This is a genomic window from Paraoerskovia sediminicola (assembly GCF_030296575.1).
In the GTDB taxonomy this organism is placed as follows: Bacteria; Actinomycetota; Actinomycetes; order Actinomycetales; family Cellulomonadaceae; genus Paraoerskovia; species Paraoerskovia sediminicola.
Window position 1 is genome coordinate 384,142 of the sequence record NZ_AP027729.1, and the last position, 14,387, is coordinate 398,528.

17 protein-coding genes and 1 riboswitch are annotated in these 14,387 nt (G+C 74.3%); of the genes, 9 read left to right on the plus strand and 8 right to left on the minus strand.

The window, feature by feature from the left end; genetic code table 11:
• Nucleotides 1-21 precede the first annotated feature (21 nt).
• Nucleotides 22-681, plus strand: a complete 660-nt coding sequence (locus QUE47_RS16400; RefSeq protein ID WP_350227625.1) for a precorrin-2 dehydrogenase/sirohydrochlorin ferrochelatase family protein — start codon at nt 22-24, stop codon at nt 679-681.
• Complete coding sequence (gene cobA, locus QUE47_RS16405) at nt 648-1,349, plus strand: uroporphyrinogen-III C-methyltransferase (RefSeq protein ID WP_350227627.1); 702 nt, start codon at nt 648-650, stop codon at nt 1,347-1,349. Before QUE47_RS16400 ends, cobA begins: the two co-directional genes overlap by 34 nt.
• A 108-nt stretch (nt 1,350-1,457) precedes the next feature.
• Here cobA and QUE47_RS01925 read toward each other — a convergent pair whose 3' ends face one another.
• The 4 genes from QUE47_RS01925 to QUE47_RS16415 form a co-directional block, all read right to left on the minus strand.
• On the minus strand, nt 1,458-1,928 hold the full coding sequence (locus tag QUE47_RS01925; protein ID WP_286218346.1) for an aromatic ring-opening dioxygenase LigA: 471 nt from the start codon (nt 1,926-1,928) through the stop codon (nt 1,458-1,460).
• Between the two features lie 250 nt (nt 1,929-2,178).
• A complete protein-coding gene (locus QUE47_RS01930; protein WP_286218347.1) occupies nt 2,179-2,877 on the minus strand; it encodes a LuxR C-terminal-related transcriptional regulator in 699 nt (232 codons plus the stop codon).
• Nucleotides 2,874-3,425 (minus strand): sensor histidine kinase, encoded by a 552-nt coding sequence (locus QUE47_RS16410; protein ID WP_350227629.1) that lies wholly within the window; start codon nt 3,423-3,425, stop codon nt 2,874-2,876. The genes QUE47_RS01930 and QUE47_RS16410 overlap by 4 nt, the downstream gene beginning before the upstream one ends.
• On the minus strand, nt 3,404-4,201 hold the full coding sequence (locus tag QUE47_RS16415; RefSeq protein WP_350227630.1) for a PspC domain-containing protein: 798 nt from the start codon (nt 4,199-4,201) through the stop codon (nt 3,404-3,406). Before QUE47_RS16415 ends, QUE47_RS16410 begins: the two co-directional genes overlap by 22 nt.
• 146 nt (nt 4,202-4,347) lie before the next feature.
• Here QUE47_RS16415 and QUE47_RS01940 point away from each other — a divergent pair, with 146 nt between their 5' ends.
• The 3 genes from QUE47_RS01940 to QUE47_RS01950 are packed head-to-tail and all read left to right on the plus strand — an operon-like array spanning nt 4,348 to nt 6,778.
• Nucleotides 4,348-5,754 carry a PspC domain-containing protein gene (locus tag QUE47_RS01940; RefSeq protein WP_286218348.1) on the plus strand — a complete coding sequence of 469 codons (1,407 nt, stop codon included), beginning with the start codon at nt 4,348-4,350 and terminating at the stop codon, nt 5,752-5,754.
• Nucleotides 5,751-5,978 (plus strand): hypothetical protein, encoded by a 228-nt coding sequence (locus tag QUE47_RS01945; RefSeq protein ID WP_350227631.1) that lies wholly within the window; start codon nt 5,751-5,753, stop codon nt 5,976-5,978. Before QUE47_RS01940 ends, QUE47_RS01945 begins: the two co-directional genes overlap by 4 nt.
• The gene (locus QUE47_RS01950; protein ID WP_286218350.1) at nt 5,975-6,778 is read left to right on the plus strand and encodes a TVP38/TMEM64 family protein; all 804 of its coding nucleotides are present in this window, start codon (nt 5,975-5,977) and stop codon (nt 6,776-6,778) included. The genes QUE47_RS01945 and QUE47_RS01950 overlap by 4 nt, the downstream gene beginning before the upstream one ends.
• Nucleotides 6,779-6,856: 78 nt before the next feature.
• On the opposite strand, the gene QUE47_RS01955 is transcribed toward QUE47_RS01950, so the two are convergent.
• The 4 genes from QUE47_RS01955 to thiE all read right to left on the minus strand — a co-directional run bounded on the left by QUE47_RS01955 (nt 6,857) and on the right by thiE (nt 11,292).
• Nucleotides 6,857-7,501, minus strand: coding sequence for an aromatic ring-opening dioxygenase LigA (locus QUE47_RS01955; RefSeq protein WP_286218351.1), 645 nt, complete (start codon nt 7,499-7,501; stop codon nt 6,857-6,859).
• A gap of 236 nt (nt 7,502-7,737) precedes the next feature.
• On the minus strand, nt 7,738-8,850 hold the full coding sequence (locus QUE47_RS01960; protein ID WP_350227714.1) for a glycosyltransferase family 4 protein: 1,113 nt from the start codon (nt 8,848-8,850) through the stop codon (nt 7,738-7,740).
• A 47-nt stretch (nt 8,851-8,897) separates the two neighbouring features.
• The gene (guaA, locus tag QUE47_RS01965) at nt 8,898-10,481 is read right to left on the minus strand and encodes a glutamine-hydrolyzing GMP synthase (protein WP_286219354.1); all 1,584 of its coding nucleotides are present in this window, start codon (nt 10,479-10,481) and stop codon (nt 8,898-8,900) included.
• A 115-nt stretch (nt 10,482-10,596) separates the two neighbouring features.
• On the minus strand, nt 10,597-11,292 hold the full coding sequence (thiE, locus tag QUE47_RS01970) for a thiamine phosphate synthase (RefSeq protein ID WP_286218352.1): 696 nt from the start codon (nt 11,290-11,292) through the stop codon (nt 10,597-10,599).
• Nucleotides 11,293-11,351: 59 nt separating this feature from the next.
• Nucleotides 11,352-11,452: riboswitch (TPP riboswitch) on the plus strand.
• Between thiE and QUE47_RS01975 the strand changes: the two genes are divergently transcribed.
• The 4 genes from QUE47_RS01975 (at nt 11,443) to QUE47_RS01990 (ending at nt 13,828) form a co-directional block, all read left to right on the plus strand.
• A complete protein-coding gene (locus QUE47_RS01975; protein WP_286218353.1) occupies nt 11,443-12,180 on the plus strand; it encodes an NAD(P)/FAD-dependent oxidoreductase in 738 nt (245 codons plus the stop codon). (Overlaps the previous riboswitch by 10 nt.)
• Complete coding sequence (locus tag QUE47_RS01980) at nt 12,177-12,758, plus strand: FAD-dependent oxidoreductase (RefSeq protein ID WP_350227632.1); 582 nt, start codon at nt 12,177-12,179, stop codon at nt 12,756-12,758. The genes QUE47_RS01975 and QUE47_RS01980 overlap by 4 nt, the downstream gene beginning before the upstream one ends.
• Entirely contained in the window at nt 12,755-12,970 is a 216-nt protein-coding gene (gene thiS, locus QUE47_RS01985) for a sulfur carrier protein ThiS (protein WP_350227633.1), read from the plus strand. The genes QUE47_RS01980 and thiS overlap by 4 nt, the downstream gene beginning before the upstream one ends.
• Nucleotides 12,971-13,075: 105 nt before the next feature.
• Entirely contained in the window at nt 13,076-13,828 is a 753-nt protein-coding gene (locus QUE47_RS01990) for a thiazole synthase (RefSeq protein ID WP_286219355.1), read from the plus strand.
• The last annotated feature ends 559 nt before the right edge of the window (nt 13,829-14,387 follow it).

A 14,387-nucleotide genomic window follows, 5' to 3' on the forward strand; every position in this document is an offset into this window, starting at 1 on the left:
GTGACCACCGGGAGAGCAGGCATGCACGACACGACAGGGTCCGGGGGCGCGGAGGACGTCACCGCGGTCGCCGACACGCCGCCCCAGGACCGGCTCTACCCGCTCGGCCTGGTGGTCCGGGACCGGCGGGTCGTCGTCGTGGGCGGGGGCCCCGTCGCCGAGCGGCGCACCCTCGGGCTCGTCGGTGCGGGCGCGCGCGTCACGCTCGTGGCACCCACGGTGACCACGTCGCTGCGCGCCCACGCCGAGGCCGGCACCATCGACTGGCGGGCCCGCGACTACTCGGCGGGCGACGTCGACGGCGCGTGGCTCGTCCACACGGCGACCGGTGTCCCCGAGGTGGACTCGCGGGTGGCCGCCGATGCGGAGGCGCAGCGCACCTTCTGCGTCCAGGCCGGCGACGCCGGCCAGGGCAGCGCCTGGGTCCCCGCGGTGGCGCGGGTGACGGTGTCCGGCGGCGCCGAGGTCGGCATCGCCGTCCACGGCGGGCGCGACCCGCGCCGCGCACGCCGCGTCCGGGACGCCGTCGCGGCCGGCCTCGAGTCCGGCGCGCTCCCCTTGCGCCGGGTCCGGACGCGCTCCGGGACCGCAGCGGGGGCGGCCACCGCACCGACGGCACCGACGGCGCCGTCGGTCACGTCGCGCTCGTGGGCGGCGGTCCCGGCGCCGACGGTCTGGTGACCGCCCGCGGCAGGTTCCTCCTCGCCCAGGCGGACGTCGTGGTCGTCGACCGCCTCGCGCCGCGGGGTCTGCTCGACGACCTGGCCGACGACGTCGAGATCGTCGACGTCGGCAAGCTGCCCGGGCACCACCCCGTGCCCCAGGACGAGATCAACGCGACCCTCGTGCGCCACGCCCTCGCGGGGCGGGACGTCGTCCGGCTCAAGGGCGGCGACCCGTACGTGTTCGGCCGGGGCGGTGAGGAGCTCGCCACCTGCCGCGAGCACGACATCGAGGTGGAGGTCGTGCCCGGCGTGACGAGCGCGATCTCCGTGCCGGCCGCCGTGGGGATCCCGATCACGCACCGCGGCCTGTCCCGGGGGTTCACGGTCGTCACCGGCCACGAGGACATCGGGAGCGTCCCTGCCGCGAGCGACCACACCGTCGTGCTGCTCATGGGGGTCTCGCGGCTGCGGGCGTCGGCCGAGGCGCTCGTCGCGTCGGGGCGGGACCCCGGGACGCCGGTCGCGGTCGTCGAGGACGGGTACGGCCCCCGGCAGCGCGCGACCGTCGGCACGCTCGCCACGATCGCGGACGTCGCGGCCGCGGCCGAGGTCCGCGCTCCGGCGATCACGGTGGTGGGGGACGTCGTCCGGCTCTCGCCCGCGTGGGTGGCCGAACAGAACTGACTGAGCGCACTGAAAAGCACCGAGGGTGCGGGCTCCTGGCCCGCACCCTCGGTGCTGTGGCGACTCGCGGCGGTCAGCCGCGGCCTGTGGTTCCCCGGAGGGGAGGTGTCACGCGGTGATCTTCTCGGCCTCGGGGGCCTCGAGGAGCTCCTTCTTGCCACCGTTGACCTTGACGGTCACGATGCCGAAGAACGTGAACAGGGCGCCGAGGCCGACGACCAGGGCGGCGACACCGTAGGCGACGACCGAGGTGAAGAGCGAAGCACGCAGGAACGAGGCGTTCATCGCGGTGGCCCGCAGCGGGTCCTCCTTGTCGAGCTGGGCGTAGGTCTTGCCGTCGGTCGCCTCGAGGGCGTGGTGGTCGATGATCTCCGCCTGGGCGTAGGCCGAGAACGGCCCGTCGACGTCGTCACCGGCGAGGAAGTCGGCGTCCTCCGACACGGTGATCTGCTGCTCGGAGAGCTCCGCCGAGACGGTGCCCCACGTGACGGCGCCGGCGATGACCATGACGAGTCCGGCGACGATCGAGACGATGCCGGTCCACTTGACGAGGCCGTTGCTGCGGGTTGCGGTGCTCATGATGTGTGTCCCCTTCGATGCTTCGTGCGTCTTAGTGAAATCTTTCACAAGCAATATAAGCCCGGCAGGACCGGGAAATCCAGAGATGGTCGGCGTGCGAGACGCTCCCGTTCAGCTCGTGGACTCCGCGCCTGCGAACAGGCGATACGCGAGGCGGGTGCGGGCGGGTTGGCGGCCAGATGCAGGCCAGGGCCGCCCAGGGTCGGGCAGGGTCGGCCAGGTGCCGACCAGGGATCGAGCACAGGCCTCGTCAGAGCAGCCTGCGCTGCGCCGCCCACCGCGTGAGCTCGTGGCGCGAGGAGAGCTGGAGCTTGCGCAGGACGGCGGAGACGTGGGTCTCGACGGTCTTGATCGAGATGAAGAGCTCCGCGGCGACCTCCTTGTAGGCGTACCCGCGGGCGATGAGGCGCATGACCTCCTGCTCGCGGGCCGAGAGCCGGTCGAGCTCGTCGTCGGTGATCGCGACGTCCGCGGCGGACGTGCCGAAGGCGTCCAGCACGAACCCGGCGAGACGCGGCGAGAACACCGCGTCCCCGCCCGCGACCTGGACCACGGCCGCCGCGAGGTCGGGACCGGAGATCGCCTTCGTCACGTACCCGCGGGCGCCGGCCCGGATCACCGCGACGACGTCCTCGGCCGCGTCGGAGACCGACAGGGCGAGGAACCTCGTCGTCGCCGTGAGGTCGGCGCAGCCCGCGAGGACCTCCGCTCCCCCGCCGCCGGAGCCTCCCGGCAGGTGCACGTCCAGGAGCACGACCTGGGGCCGGGTCTCGCGGACCACGGCGATCGCGCGGTCGACGGAGTCGGCCTCGCCGACGACCGCGACCCGGGTGTCCAGGCTCGCCCGGACCCCGGCCCGGAACATGTCGTGGTCGTCCACGAGCACCACCGTGACGGGTCCGCTCGCCGACCCCGGCCCCGGTCCCGCCCCGTGCGCCGTCGTGCTCATCGCTGCTCCTCCGTGTCGTCCACCGGTACGGTCAGCCGTACCTCCGTGCCCCAGCCTGCCCGGCTCACCACCTGAGCCGTACCCCCGCGTCGTCGGACCCTGCCGAGGATCGACTCGCGCACGCCGAACCTGTCGGGGGCGATCGCGCCCGGGTCGAACCCGTCGCCGCGGTCCCGGACGAAGACCGACACCTCGGACGCGCCGACCTCGAGGTACACCGACACCGGGGGCGCTCCGTGCGCGACCGCGTTCACGAGCGCCTCGCGCGCCGCCTGGAGCAGGGCCCGTGTCGCCTCCGTGGGGGTCCGGTCCCCGACGACGACCACGTCGATCGCGACCGCCTCGGTGCCTCCGTCGCCCGAGCGGTGGATCCGGGCGTCCTCGATCTCACCGACGAGCCCGCGCAGGTCGCTCGCCACGGACGTCCCCGCCTCCGCGCGGTCGTCGTACAGCCAGGTCCGCAGCTCGCGCTCCTGGCTGCGGGCGAGCCGCGCGACGGACTCCGGGTCGTCGGCACGGGCCCGGATCAGCGCCAGGGTCTGGAGCACGGAGTCGTGGAGGTGGGCAGCGATGTCGGCCCGCTCGGACTCCTCGCCCGGGCCGCGCGCTCGTCGCCGAGCTGGCGCACGAGCCGCAGCCACCACGGAGCCAGGACGACGGCCACCCCGGCGAGGACGGCGACCGCGGACACCGTCGACCGCGCCATCGCCGCGAACGAGTCCGCCTGCGTGACCAGCAGCAGCAGCCCGACGAGCACCAGGCCCAGGCCCCCGAGCAGCCGGAACCGGCCGGACCGCGCGCGTCCGTCCACCGGGAGCACACCGTTGTCCGCGGCGGCTGCCCGACCGCGCCCGGCGAACCAGCTCCCGCGCTCGACGTCGTCCAGCCGGCTCCACGCGAGCGCGGCGCCACCGAGGACGATCAGCACGGGGACCAACCACCCGACCTCGACGTCGACCCCCACCCGCAGCGCGACGAGGAGCCCCGCGAGCGCCAGGAGGACGAGCCCGAGCACCACGTCCCTGGCGGTGACCGTCGTGGACCCGACGCGCAGCCGGGGCGCGATCCGGCCGAGCGCCGCGGGCCGCTGTGCCTCGGCCGCGGCCCTCGGGTCCCCGCTCGGGACGGTGAGCCACCAGAACACGTACAGGAGAACCCCTGCGCCGCCGGCGAGAGCCAGGACGGCGATCGCGGCGCGCACGTACCCGACCTTGACGCCGGTGTGCGCGGCCACGCCCGCGCAGACCCCGGCCACCCAGCGGTCCTGGGTCGGACGGCGCAGCGGCAGCCGGGAGGGCGCCTGCCGGTCCGCGGTACTGGTCATGCCACGATCGTCACACGGATCCGTCGCGGCGAGCCCGTCTCCGGGGCATCAGGGGGACGAACCAGGGTGGCGGGACCGCAGGACCAGGGTCCGGTCAGGGGAACACCCCATAGCCCGGGTGCGGCGGGCGGCACCACGATGGATGCATGGACGAACGCACTGATCCCGGCACGAACGCAGACATGGACGACGAGCGCCCCGACGCCTCGGCGTCGGACCGGCCCTCGACGGGTGGACCGACGGGTGCCCCGACGGGGGCGCCGACGGGACACGAGGGCCGACCGCCCGGACCGGGCGCACCACCCGACCCCACCGGACCCGACGCCACCGGACCCGGCGTCGCACCGCCGTCGGGCACCGGGTTCTTCGCGTCGATCCGCCGCATGGGACTCGTCCGCGAGCAGGACCGCTGGGTCGGCGGCGTCGCCGCCGGCGTCGCCGCGCGCTTCGGGCTCGACCCGCTGCTCGTCCGCGGGCTCCTCGTGCTCAGCTTCTTCCTCACCGGCCTCGGCCTCGTCCTGTACGGGTTCGCCTGGGCGCTCCTGCCCGACGCCAAGGACGGGCGCATCCACGCGGAGCAGACCGCCCGCGGCGACGTCGACGTCGCGATCGTCGGCGCGGCCGCCGTCGTGGTCGCCGGGTTCAGCTGGGGCGACGGATGGTGGTCCATCACCGACCGGATCGGGCTCGGGTGGCTCGGCGGGCTCTTCTGGCTCGCTGCGGTCGTCGGCGTGACGTACCTCGTCTTCGCGGGCGTGCGCTCGCACCGCAGGAGTCGGCGCGCTGCCGAGGCTCCGCAGGCCCAGCAGGCATGGGGTCCTGAGGCGTCGACGCCGTCCGCCGGTCCCGCCGGGCCCGCCGGGCAGCCCTCGACGACCTCGTGGTCCGCCATGCCGCCGGCACCGCCGGCACCGCCGGCCCCGGCTCAGGCGAACGCACGCGTCGAGCGCGAGCGCGCGGAGCAGAACAGGGCGTGGGCGGACCAGGTGGCGGCCCAGAAGGCACAGCAGGCCCGGGACAAGGCCGCGCAGCGCGCCGAGCAGAGCAGGGTCCGCGCAGAGCAGCGGCACGCCGAGCAGCTGCGCCGCCAGCAGGACCGCCCGCGGCCGGCCGGCAGCACGGTGGTCGGCATGGTCCTCGGCATCATGCTGATCGGCGGAGCAGGGATGCTGCTCGCCGATCAGGCGGGCACGCTCGCCGCGCCCGGCGTCCTCACGTGGGTCGGCGCGAGCCTCGTGCTGGTGGCGCTGGCGATCCTCGTGGTCGGTCTGGCCGGACGGCGCAGCGGTGGGCTGAGCGGGATCGCCTGGCTGCTCATGGTGGTCGGGGTCCCGATCGGCCTCTGGACCGCGAACGACCTCTTCGAGCCGACCGGTGTGCAGCAGGCCGTGAGCAGCGGCTACTACGCGCCGACGGACCGCGCGGAGGCCGAGGACGGGCTCTCCTTCGTCGCCGGGGACGCCACCCTCGACCTCACCTCCTCGACCTCACCGAGGGCGCGGGGGCCGGTGGACCGGTCACCGTCCCGGTGCGGTTCGGCGCCGGGAACGTGAACATCATCGTGCCCGCGGAGGCCGCGGTCGTCGTGGACGCCGACCTCTGGGCGGGCCAGGTCACCTGGTACAACGACGACGAGGGCGGGTACCGGAGCGCCCAGCTGTTCGGTGGGGACGACATCCACTTCGAGGACGACGACGCCGAGGCCGGCGCGCGCCCCGACATCGCGCTCGACATCCGCGGGCGAGCAGGCAACATCGACATCCAGGAGGCGTCATGACCACGGCCGACGACCAGCAGGGGACGGCGCCGGACGAGGCGCGGCCGGCAGAGCAGCAGACCGAGCGACCGGACGACGTCACGTCGGAGCCCGTCGACGACCTCGCACCCGAGGATGCCGACGACGAGCCGATCGCGAGCGAGCCCGACGAGAGCGAGCCGGGCGCCCCCGAAGCAGACGGCACGAAGACCCTTGCGGTGGAGAGCGAGACGTCCGAGGCGGCCGCTACCACCGAGACGCAGAGCATCATCACCCCGCACCCGGCGGCGGATCGCACCGAGCCGCTGGACACGGCGATCTTCGGGACGACACGGGACTCCGGCGACGCGACCGAGCCGCTCCCGAGCCACGGCAGCGGCACAGACGCCACGGCGGAGACGACGCCGGACGCGACCGAGCAGATTCCGAGCTACGGCACCGCCGCAACTGCGGGGGCCCCGCTCGGTGCCGCGGGGCACACCCGACCGATCTCACGGTTCGGGTCCGGCGACACGACGGGCATCAGCGATGCTCCGAGCGCTTCTCAGGCAGCACCTCACCCTGGCGCACCTCAGGCAGAGGCGCACGGCACCGGACACTCCCCCGCGCCGAACGCCTCGGCCCGGCGTCCGCGCCGCGTCACCATCGCGACGGTGGTGTGGGCGCTGATCCTCGGGGTGATCGGCACGACCGTGCTGAGCGTCGCGCTCGGCGCGTCGTTCGACGCGGGTCTGGCACTCATCGTGGTGCTCGGCGGGGGCGGCGCGGCCCTGGTGATCGGGTCGGTCGTGGCCGCGGTACGCCGCCGATCGCGGGCCTGACGCACCGGCCCCGTCACACGACAGGAGGGTGGGGCAGCGTGCGCTGCCCCACCCTCCTCGTGCGTGCTGTCCGGAGACTCAGACCCCGGAGCTGTCGTCCTTGGGCCGCTCGGTCTCCCGAGCCTGAGTGGGCTGAGCCGGCTGGGTCGGCTGGGTCGGCTGGGTCGGCTGGGTCGGCTGAGCCGGCTGGGTCGGCTGAGCTGCAGGAGCCGGGGCCGCTGCGGGCGCGGGCGCCGCTGCGGGCGCACGGGTCGAGGAGGACGAGTCCGCGGGCGCCGGCACGACGTTGACGACCGATCCGCCGCTGAGCCTTCGCATGCCGATCCCGAGGAGGATGAACATGATGCCGAGGCCGAACACGAGGGCGCAGACGCCGTAGGCGACGACGGACGTGAACAGCGACGCGCGCAGGAACGAGGCCGTCATCGCGGTCTGACGGGTCGGGTCGTCCTGGTCGAGCTCGGCATACGTCTTGCCGCCGGTGGCCTCGAGGGCGTGGTGGTCGATGATCTGGGCCTGCGCGAACGCCGAGAAGGGGCCGTCCACCGTGTCCCCGGGCAGGAACTCCGAGTCGTCGGAGACGGTGATCTTCTGCTCCTTGAGCTGGTCGCTCACGACGTACCAGGTCACCGCGCCGGCGACGATGAGGATGATCCCTGCGATGATCGAGATGAGCCCGATCCCCTTCGCCCCGCGGGCGGGGGCTGCTGCTGTGGTCGACATGATGCTCCTTGGTGTGGCGGTGGGTGAGGCGTGATCCGGACTCCTACCGTCGTCGCCCGCCGCCGTGCTGCGACCTGCCCCACCAGCGGATCGCACACGTTCACCAGGCTGACAAAAGAAACGCTAGTGCCATCTGTCCGATTCGTCGCGGAGAAGACCTGTTCGCAATCTCCCCGTGACCTGGGGCGTCGACCGCCGGCACCCACGCACGGGCGCTCACCGGCAGGTGCGCCGGCTCAGGCCTGTGAGCACGCCTGCGCATAGACGTCCGCCGCCCGCGCGGTGGCGATCTCCCAGGTGAAGGGCGGGACCTTGTGCGCGTTGTGGTCGATCAGCCTGTCGAGGAGCTCCCGGTCGACGGCGAGGCGGACCATCGCCGCCGCCATGCCACCGTCGCTGTCCACGAGCAGGCCTTCGTCGCCGTGGTCGACGAACTCGACGACGCCGGTCCCCCGGCGGGCGATGACGGCCAGCCCGGCGCTCCGCGCCTCGAGCGCCGCGATGCCGAACGCCTCGAGGATCGCCGGGGAGCAGAACACGTCGGCGGTGGCGTACGCCGCGCCGACCTCGGCCCTGGTCAGGCGGCCGGGCATGTCCACCAGGTGCTCCAGCCCGTGCTTCTCGACACGTCGGCGGAGCAGCTCGTCCTCGGACCCGGCGCCGATGATCGTGAGGCGGACCGCGCCGTCCGGCAGTGCCACCACCGCCTCGGCGAACGCGTCGATCAGGTGCCGGCCGCGCTTGCGCGGCTCGAGGCGCATCGTCGAGACGAACCGGACCACGCCGTCCGGGTCGGGCACGCGCCGTCCGACCTTCTCCTGCCAGTCCGCGACGTCGATCGCGTTGGGCACGACCTGCACGGACCCGGGCTCGAGACCCATGACGGTCTCCACCCGTGCCCCCGCGGCCCGGCTGACGGCCGTCGGGACGATCCGCGATTCACGCCAGCCGAGCAGCCGCGTCCCTGCGCGCAGGACGGGGATCCCGCCGTCGAGCATCGAGTGCCACGTCACGACGGTCGGGAGCTCCAGAGCGCGCGCCGTGCGCGCACCGTCGTAGGCGAACGGGGCGACGAGGCCGGAGTGGACGTGGACGACGTCCGGCCGGACCTCGCGCAGGACGTCGCGCATGCGCCGGGGCCCGCTCCACGGGTTGACGGGGAGCCCCGCCGTGAACCGCGAGCCGAGCCGGTGCACCGTGACACCTCGCGAGTGCTCGACCGCGCCGGCGTGCTCGCCACCGGCCCCGAAGGTCGCGGTGAGGACGTGGACGTCGTCCCCGGCAGCGGCCTGTGCTGCGGCGAGGTCGCCGACCTGCGACTCGATCCCGCCCGTCCGGGGGCGAAGCAGTCGGTGACATGGACGATGCGCATGATGGGGAGACTACTGGCGCGCCGTCACTCCCACTCGATGGTGCCCGGCGGCTTGCTCGTGACGTCGAGCACCACGCGGTTCACCTCGCTCACCTCGTTGGTGATGCGGGTCGAGATGACCGAGAGCACGTCGTAGGGCAGACGGGTCCAGTCGGCCGTCATCGCGTCCTCGGACGACACCGGCCGGAGCACGATCGGGTGCCCGTAGGTACGACCGTCGCCCTGGACACCGACCGAGCGCACGTCGGCGAGAAGGACGACGGGGCACTGCCAGATCTCGCGGTCGAGGCCCGCCTTGGAGAGCTCCTCGCGAGCGATCGCGTCGGCCGCACGCAGGACCTCGAGACGCTCGGCGGTCACGTCGCCGACGATCCGGATGCCGAGCCCCGGCCCCGGGAACGGTTGGCGCCAGACGATCTCCTCCGGCACGCCGAGCTCGAGGCCCACCGCCCGGACCTCGTCCTTGAACAACGTCCGCAGGGGCTCGACGAGGGAGAACTGCAGGTCGTCCGGGAGCCCGCCCACGTTGTGGTGGCTCTTGATGTTCGCCGCGCCCTCACCGCCGCCCGACTCGACCACGTCGGGGTAGAGCGTGCCCTGGACCAGGAACTTCACCTCGTCGCCGTGAGCGCCGGCGTCCGCCACGACGTCGCGGGCGGCGTCCTCGAAGACACGGATGAACTCGCGGCCGATGATCTTGCGCTTGGTCTCGGGGTCGCTGTGGCCCGCGAGTGCCTCGAGGAACCGCTCGCGCGCGTCGACGACCATGAGCCGCACGCCCGTCGCGGCGACGAAGTCGCGCTCGACCTGCTCGGCCTCGCCCGCGCGGAGCAGGCCGTGGTCGACGAAGACGCAGGTGAGCTGGTCCCCGACAGCCTTCTGGACGAGGGCGGCGGCGACCGAGGAGTCGACGCCCCCGGAGAGCCCGCAGATGACGCGCGCGTCCCCGACCTGCGCGCGGATCGCGGCGACCTGGTCGGCGACGACGTTGCTCGCGGTCCAGTCGGGTGCGAGCCCGGCGCCCTCGTAGAGGAAGTGCTCGAGCACGGTCTGGCCGTGCGCGGAGTGCTTCACCTCGGGGTGCCACTGCACCCCGTAGAGGCGGCGGTCGCCGTCCTCGAAGGCTGCGACCGGGCTGCCGGACGACGTCGCGAGCACCTCGAACCCGGACGGCGCCTCGTGCACGGAGTCGCCGTGGCTCATCCAGGTGGTCTGGTGCTCGGGGGTGTCGGCGAGCAGCACCCCGGCCGAGCAGACCTCGACCTCGGTGCCGCCGTACTCACGGGCGCCGGTCTGGGCGACGGTCCCGCCGAGGGCCTTCGCCATGGCCTGGAAGCCGTAGCAGATGCCGAGCACCGGGACGCCGGCGTCGAACAGCGCGGGGTCGACGAACGGCGCGCCCTGGGCGTAGACCGACGAAGGACCGCCGGACAGGATGATCGCCACCGGGTCCTTCGCGAGCATCTGCTCGACGCTGAAGGAGTGGGGCACGATCTCGGAGTAGACGTTCGCCTCGCGCACGCGTCGCGCGATGAGCTGCGCGTACTGGGCGCCGAAGTCGACGACGAGGACGGGCCTCGGGGTCGGGGCGGGCGTGTGCGGAGGCACGTCGGAGGACGTCTCGTCCGAGGAGGGCGCTGCGGCTGCGGGGGTTGCGGTCACGGCCCCAGGATAGTGGCCGAGCAGGGACCCGCGGGACGGCAGGTTCGCGCTCAGGCGGCCGTCATCTCGGCAGCCGGCCGCGCAGCGCCCGCGCCGCGGCCTCGGGATCGCTCGCGCCGGTGATGGCGCGCACGACGACGGCCCGCGTCGCGCCGGCCGCCACGACCTCGTCGATGCGGTCGAGATCGATGCCGCCGATCGCGAACCACGGGGTCGTCGGGCGCGAGGCAGCGACCTCGCGCAGCAGGTCGATCCCCACCGCGGGCCGCCCGGGCTTGGTCGGCGTCGCCCACAGCGGCCCGACGCAGAAGTAGTCGACCTCCGGGTCTGCCTCCGCCGCGGCGGCCTCCGCAGCAGCGTGGGTCGAGCGTCCGAGGACCGGCCCGGCGCCCAGGAGCCTGCGCGACGCGGCGACCGGCAGGTCGTCCTGCCCCGTGTGGAAGATCGGCGCCGAGGTGAGTCCGGCCACGTCCGCCCGGTCGTTGACCGCCCAGAGCGCGCCGTGCTCGGACGCCACCGCGCCGACCAGCTCGTGGAGCTCGAGCTCGCGGCGCACATCGAGCGTCCGGTCGCGCAGCTGGACCACGTCGACCCCGCCGCGGAGCGCGGCGTGCAGGAACTCCTCGAGGTCGCCGCTGTCCTCCCGGGCGTCCGTGCACAGGTACAGGCGCGCCCCGGCGAGCCGCGCCCGCCAGGCCGCCGGGCCGCCGTCCGACACGTCGTCGCCCTGCAGGTCGCGCTGCTCGTCGCTGGTCATCGCGGCGAGCATACCGACGGTCGGACGCGGGGGCCCCGGCGTCCGCAGGGCGGGTTACCCTGGCCGGGCACGGGAGCCCCGCTGGGGCTGAGAGGGCGAACCGCCGACCGTCGAACCTGCTCCGGGTCATGCCGGCGAAGGGAGCCACCCATGGTCGAACCTGCACGCGGGCACCACCGTGCCGATGGAGGTGCCGACGGAGGCGTCCGCGACCTCCTGGTCGTCGGCGCGGGCATCATCGGACTCAGCGTCGCGTGGCGCGCCCTGAGCGCGGGCCTGACCGTCGAGGTCCTCGACCCGACCCCCGGGGACGGCGCCACCCACGCTGCCGCGGGGATGCTCGCCGCCGTCACCGAGGCCGACTACGGCGAAGAGCGGCTGGCTGCGATGAACCGCGACTCCGCGGCGCTGTGGCCTGCGTTCGCGGCGGACCTCGAGGCCGCGTCGGGGCTGGACGTCGGCCTCCGCCGCACCGGGACGATGACCGTGGCCTACGACGCCGACGACGTCGCCGAGTCCCGGCGCCTCGCCCGGACCCAGCACCGCTGGGGCATGGACATCGAGGAGCTCACCGCAGCTGCCGCCCGCGAGCGCTCACCGCTCGTCGGGCCGGTAGCCGGGGCCTTCTGGTCCCCGAGCGACCACCAGGTCGACCCCCGCTCGGTGCATCGCGCCCTGCTGATCGCCGTCCGCGAGGCGGGCGGGGCCGTCGTCCGCCGCCGCGTGTCCTCGCTGCTGACGGACCGCGCGGGCGGCGGGCCCCGCGTCACCGGGGCCGTCGACGAACGGGGGAGGAGCGCCGCGCCGGGACCGTCGTGCTCGCCGCCGGGACGGGCGCACCTGCGCTGCTGGCCGACCTCCCGGTCGCGGCTCCCGTCCGACCCGTGAAGGGCGTCACGCTCCGGCTCGCCGCACCGTCGTGGTTCGATCTGGCCCACGTCGTGCGGGGGCGCGTCCAGGGGCGGCCGGTGTACGTCGTCCCGCGCGCCTCGGGCCGGGGTCCCGAGGCGGGAGCCGACACGGCGACCGACTCAGCGACCGGCGGGGCGCCGTCCGAGATCGTCATCGGCGCGACGAGCGACGAGAAGCCCGACGACCGGCGCGTCGAGGCCGGCGCCGTGTTCGCGCTGCTGCGCGACGCCCGCGCCGTCGTCCCCGCGGTCGACGAGCTGGAGCTGGTCGAGGCGACGCCGCGGGCGCGTCCCGCGACCCCGGACAACCTGCCGATCGTCGGGCCGAGCGGTGTGCCGGGCCTCTCGCTGGCCACCGGCCACCACCGCAACGGGGTCCTGCTCGCCCCGCTCACCGGGGACGCCGTCGTCGCCTCGCTGGCCGGGCGACCAATGGCCGCGTCCGTCGCTGCCGTCGACGCCGGGCGCTTCACGCCGCGGGCCGATCACCGGCCCACCACCGACCTCACTGCTGACCCCACGACCACTGCGATTTCGACTGCGAGGGCTCGATGACGACACCCCTGCCACCCACCATCACCGTGAACGGGAGCGACCGCCCGCTGGCCCCGAGCACCGACCTCGCCGGCGTCGTCGCCGACCTCGCGCCCGGCCTGGTCGTCGACGGCCGTCCGCGCGGCGTCGCCGTCGCGCTCAACGACGCCGTCGTCCCGAGCGGCGAGTGGCGGACGACGTCCTCGCCCCGGGCGACCGGGTCGAGGTCGTGACGGCGGTGCAGGGTGGTTGAGGGCGTGCGCACGACGAACCCGGACGGTACCGCGCCCTCGGACCCTCTGACGATCGCGGGGACCACGCTGGGGTCGCGGCTCGTGATGGGTACTGGCGGCGCGGCGAGCCTCGTCGCTCTCGAGGAGGCGCTGGTCGAGTCCGGCACCGAGCTGACGACGGTCGCGCTCCGGCGGGTGGCAGCGCCGGGCGCCGGCGAGGACGCCGGGATGTGGGGGCTGCTGGACCGGCTCGGCATCCGCGCCCTGCCGAACACCGCGGGCTGCTTCTCCGTCCGCGAGGCGGTGCTGACCGCGCAGCTCGGCCGAGAGGCCTGCGGGACGGACTGGGTCAAGCTCGAGGTGATCGCGGACGACGTCACGCTGCTCCCCGACGTCACCGGTCTCGTCGAGGCCGCGGACCAGCTCGTCCGGGACGGGTTCGTCGTCCTGCCGTACACGAACGACGACCCGATCGTCGCGCGCCGACTCGAGGACGTCGGGTGCGCGGCCGTCATGCCCCTCGGGGCGCCCATCGGGTCCGGGCTCGGCATCTGCAACCCCCGGAACGTCGAGGCGATCGCGGCCGCGGCATCGGTCCCGGTGATCCTCGACGCAGGGATCGGGACGGCGTCCGAGGCCGCACAGGCGATGGAGCTCGGGTGCGACGGGGTGCTCCTCGCGACCGCAGTCACCAGGGCCGAGGACCCGGTCCGGATGGCCCGCGCGATGCGGCTCGCGGTCGAGGCGGGCCGGGCCGCGGCCGGCGCCGGGCGGATCCCCCGGCGCGAACGAGCGCTCGCGTCGTCACCGGTCACGGGACTCGTCGGGAGGCCGGGAAACCTCGACCTGGCGCTCTGAGCAAGGACCGGTCTCGACCCGTCCCTGTCCAGGTCCGGTTCCGACCTGGACCCTGATCGGGGCTGAACCGCCGGGTCGGGCACGTGCTGTGGATCGTCGAACGCTCGTGTCGGTGGCTCGCCGTAGGTTGTACATATGTTCGAACGAGCCCCGGTCAGCCTCTCTCAGGTTGCTGCCTCCCCGCGGCGCCAGAGATGCGCGAGCGTTCGCACGCGTCCGTATCGACGGCCCCTGCGGAGGGCGCAGAGCACGTCGAACTCGCCGGCACACCCGGATCGTCGTCGTCAGCCGTCGAAACGGCGATCGAGACCGAGTTCTCGGCCGCGGTCGAGCGCTGGCTCGCCGCGGCGGTTCCCGAATCGCCGGGAACGGCAGGCTCGCTGGGCCTGTACCCCGCAAGGACCGAGCGCACGGGTGCGGATACAAGCACGAGCACAAGCACAGGCGCAGGTCCGGGCACGGGCACGGGCACGGGCACGGGCACGGGCACGGGCACGGGCACGGGCACGGGCACGGGCACGGGCACGGGAGACGCTGGAGCTTCTGCCGCAGCCTCAGC

Excerpts from the sequence above, each read along its gene's own strand:
- QUE47_RS16400 (WP_350227625.1), top strand. The coding sequence starts at position 22 with ATGCACGACACGACAGGGTCCGGGGGCGCGGAGGACGTCACCGCGGTC.
- QUE47_RS01925 (WP_286218346.1), bottom strand. The coding sequence starts at position 1,928 with ATGAGCACCGCAACCCGCAGCAACGGCCTCGTCAAGTGGACCGGCATC.
- QUE47_RS01930 (WP_286218347.1), bottom strand. The coding sequence starts at position 2,877 with ATGAGCACGACGGCGCACGGGGCGGGACCGGGGCCGGGGTCGGCGAGC.
- QUE47_RS16415 (WP_350227630.1), bottom strand. The coding sequence starts at position 4,201 with ATGACCAGTACCGCGGACCGGCAGGCGCCCTCCCGGCTGCCGCTGCGC.
- QUE47_RS01940 (WP_286218348.1), top strand. The coding sequence starts at position 4,348 with ATGGACGAACGCACTGATCCCGGCACGAACGCAGACATGGACGACGAG.
- QUE47_RS01950 (WP_286218350.1), top strand. The coding sequence starts at position 5,975 with ATGACCACGGCCGACGACCAGCAGGGGACGGCGCCGGACGAGGCGCGG.
- QUE47_RS01955 (WP_286218351.1), bottom strand. The coding sequence starts at position 7,501 with ATGTCGACCACAGCAGCAGCCCCCGCCCGCGGGGCGAAGGGGATCGGG.
- thiE (WP_286218352.1), bottom strand. The coding sequence starts at position 11,292 with ATGACCAGCGACGAGCAGCGCGACCTGCAGGGCGACGACGTGTCGGAC.
- QUE47_RS01975 (WP_286218353.1), top strand. The coding sequence starts at position 11,443 with ATGGTCGAACCTGCACGCGGGCACCACCGTGCCGATGGAGGTGCCGAC.
- thiS (WP_350227633.1), top strand. The coding sequence starts at position 12,755 with ATGACGACACCCCTGCCACCCACCATCACCGTGAACGGGAGCGACCGC.
- QUE47_RS01990 (WP_286219355.1), top strand. The coding sequence starts at position 13,076 with ATGGGTACTGGCGGCGCGGCGAGCCTCGTCGCTCTCGAGGAGGCGCTG.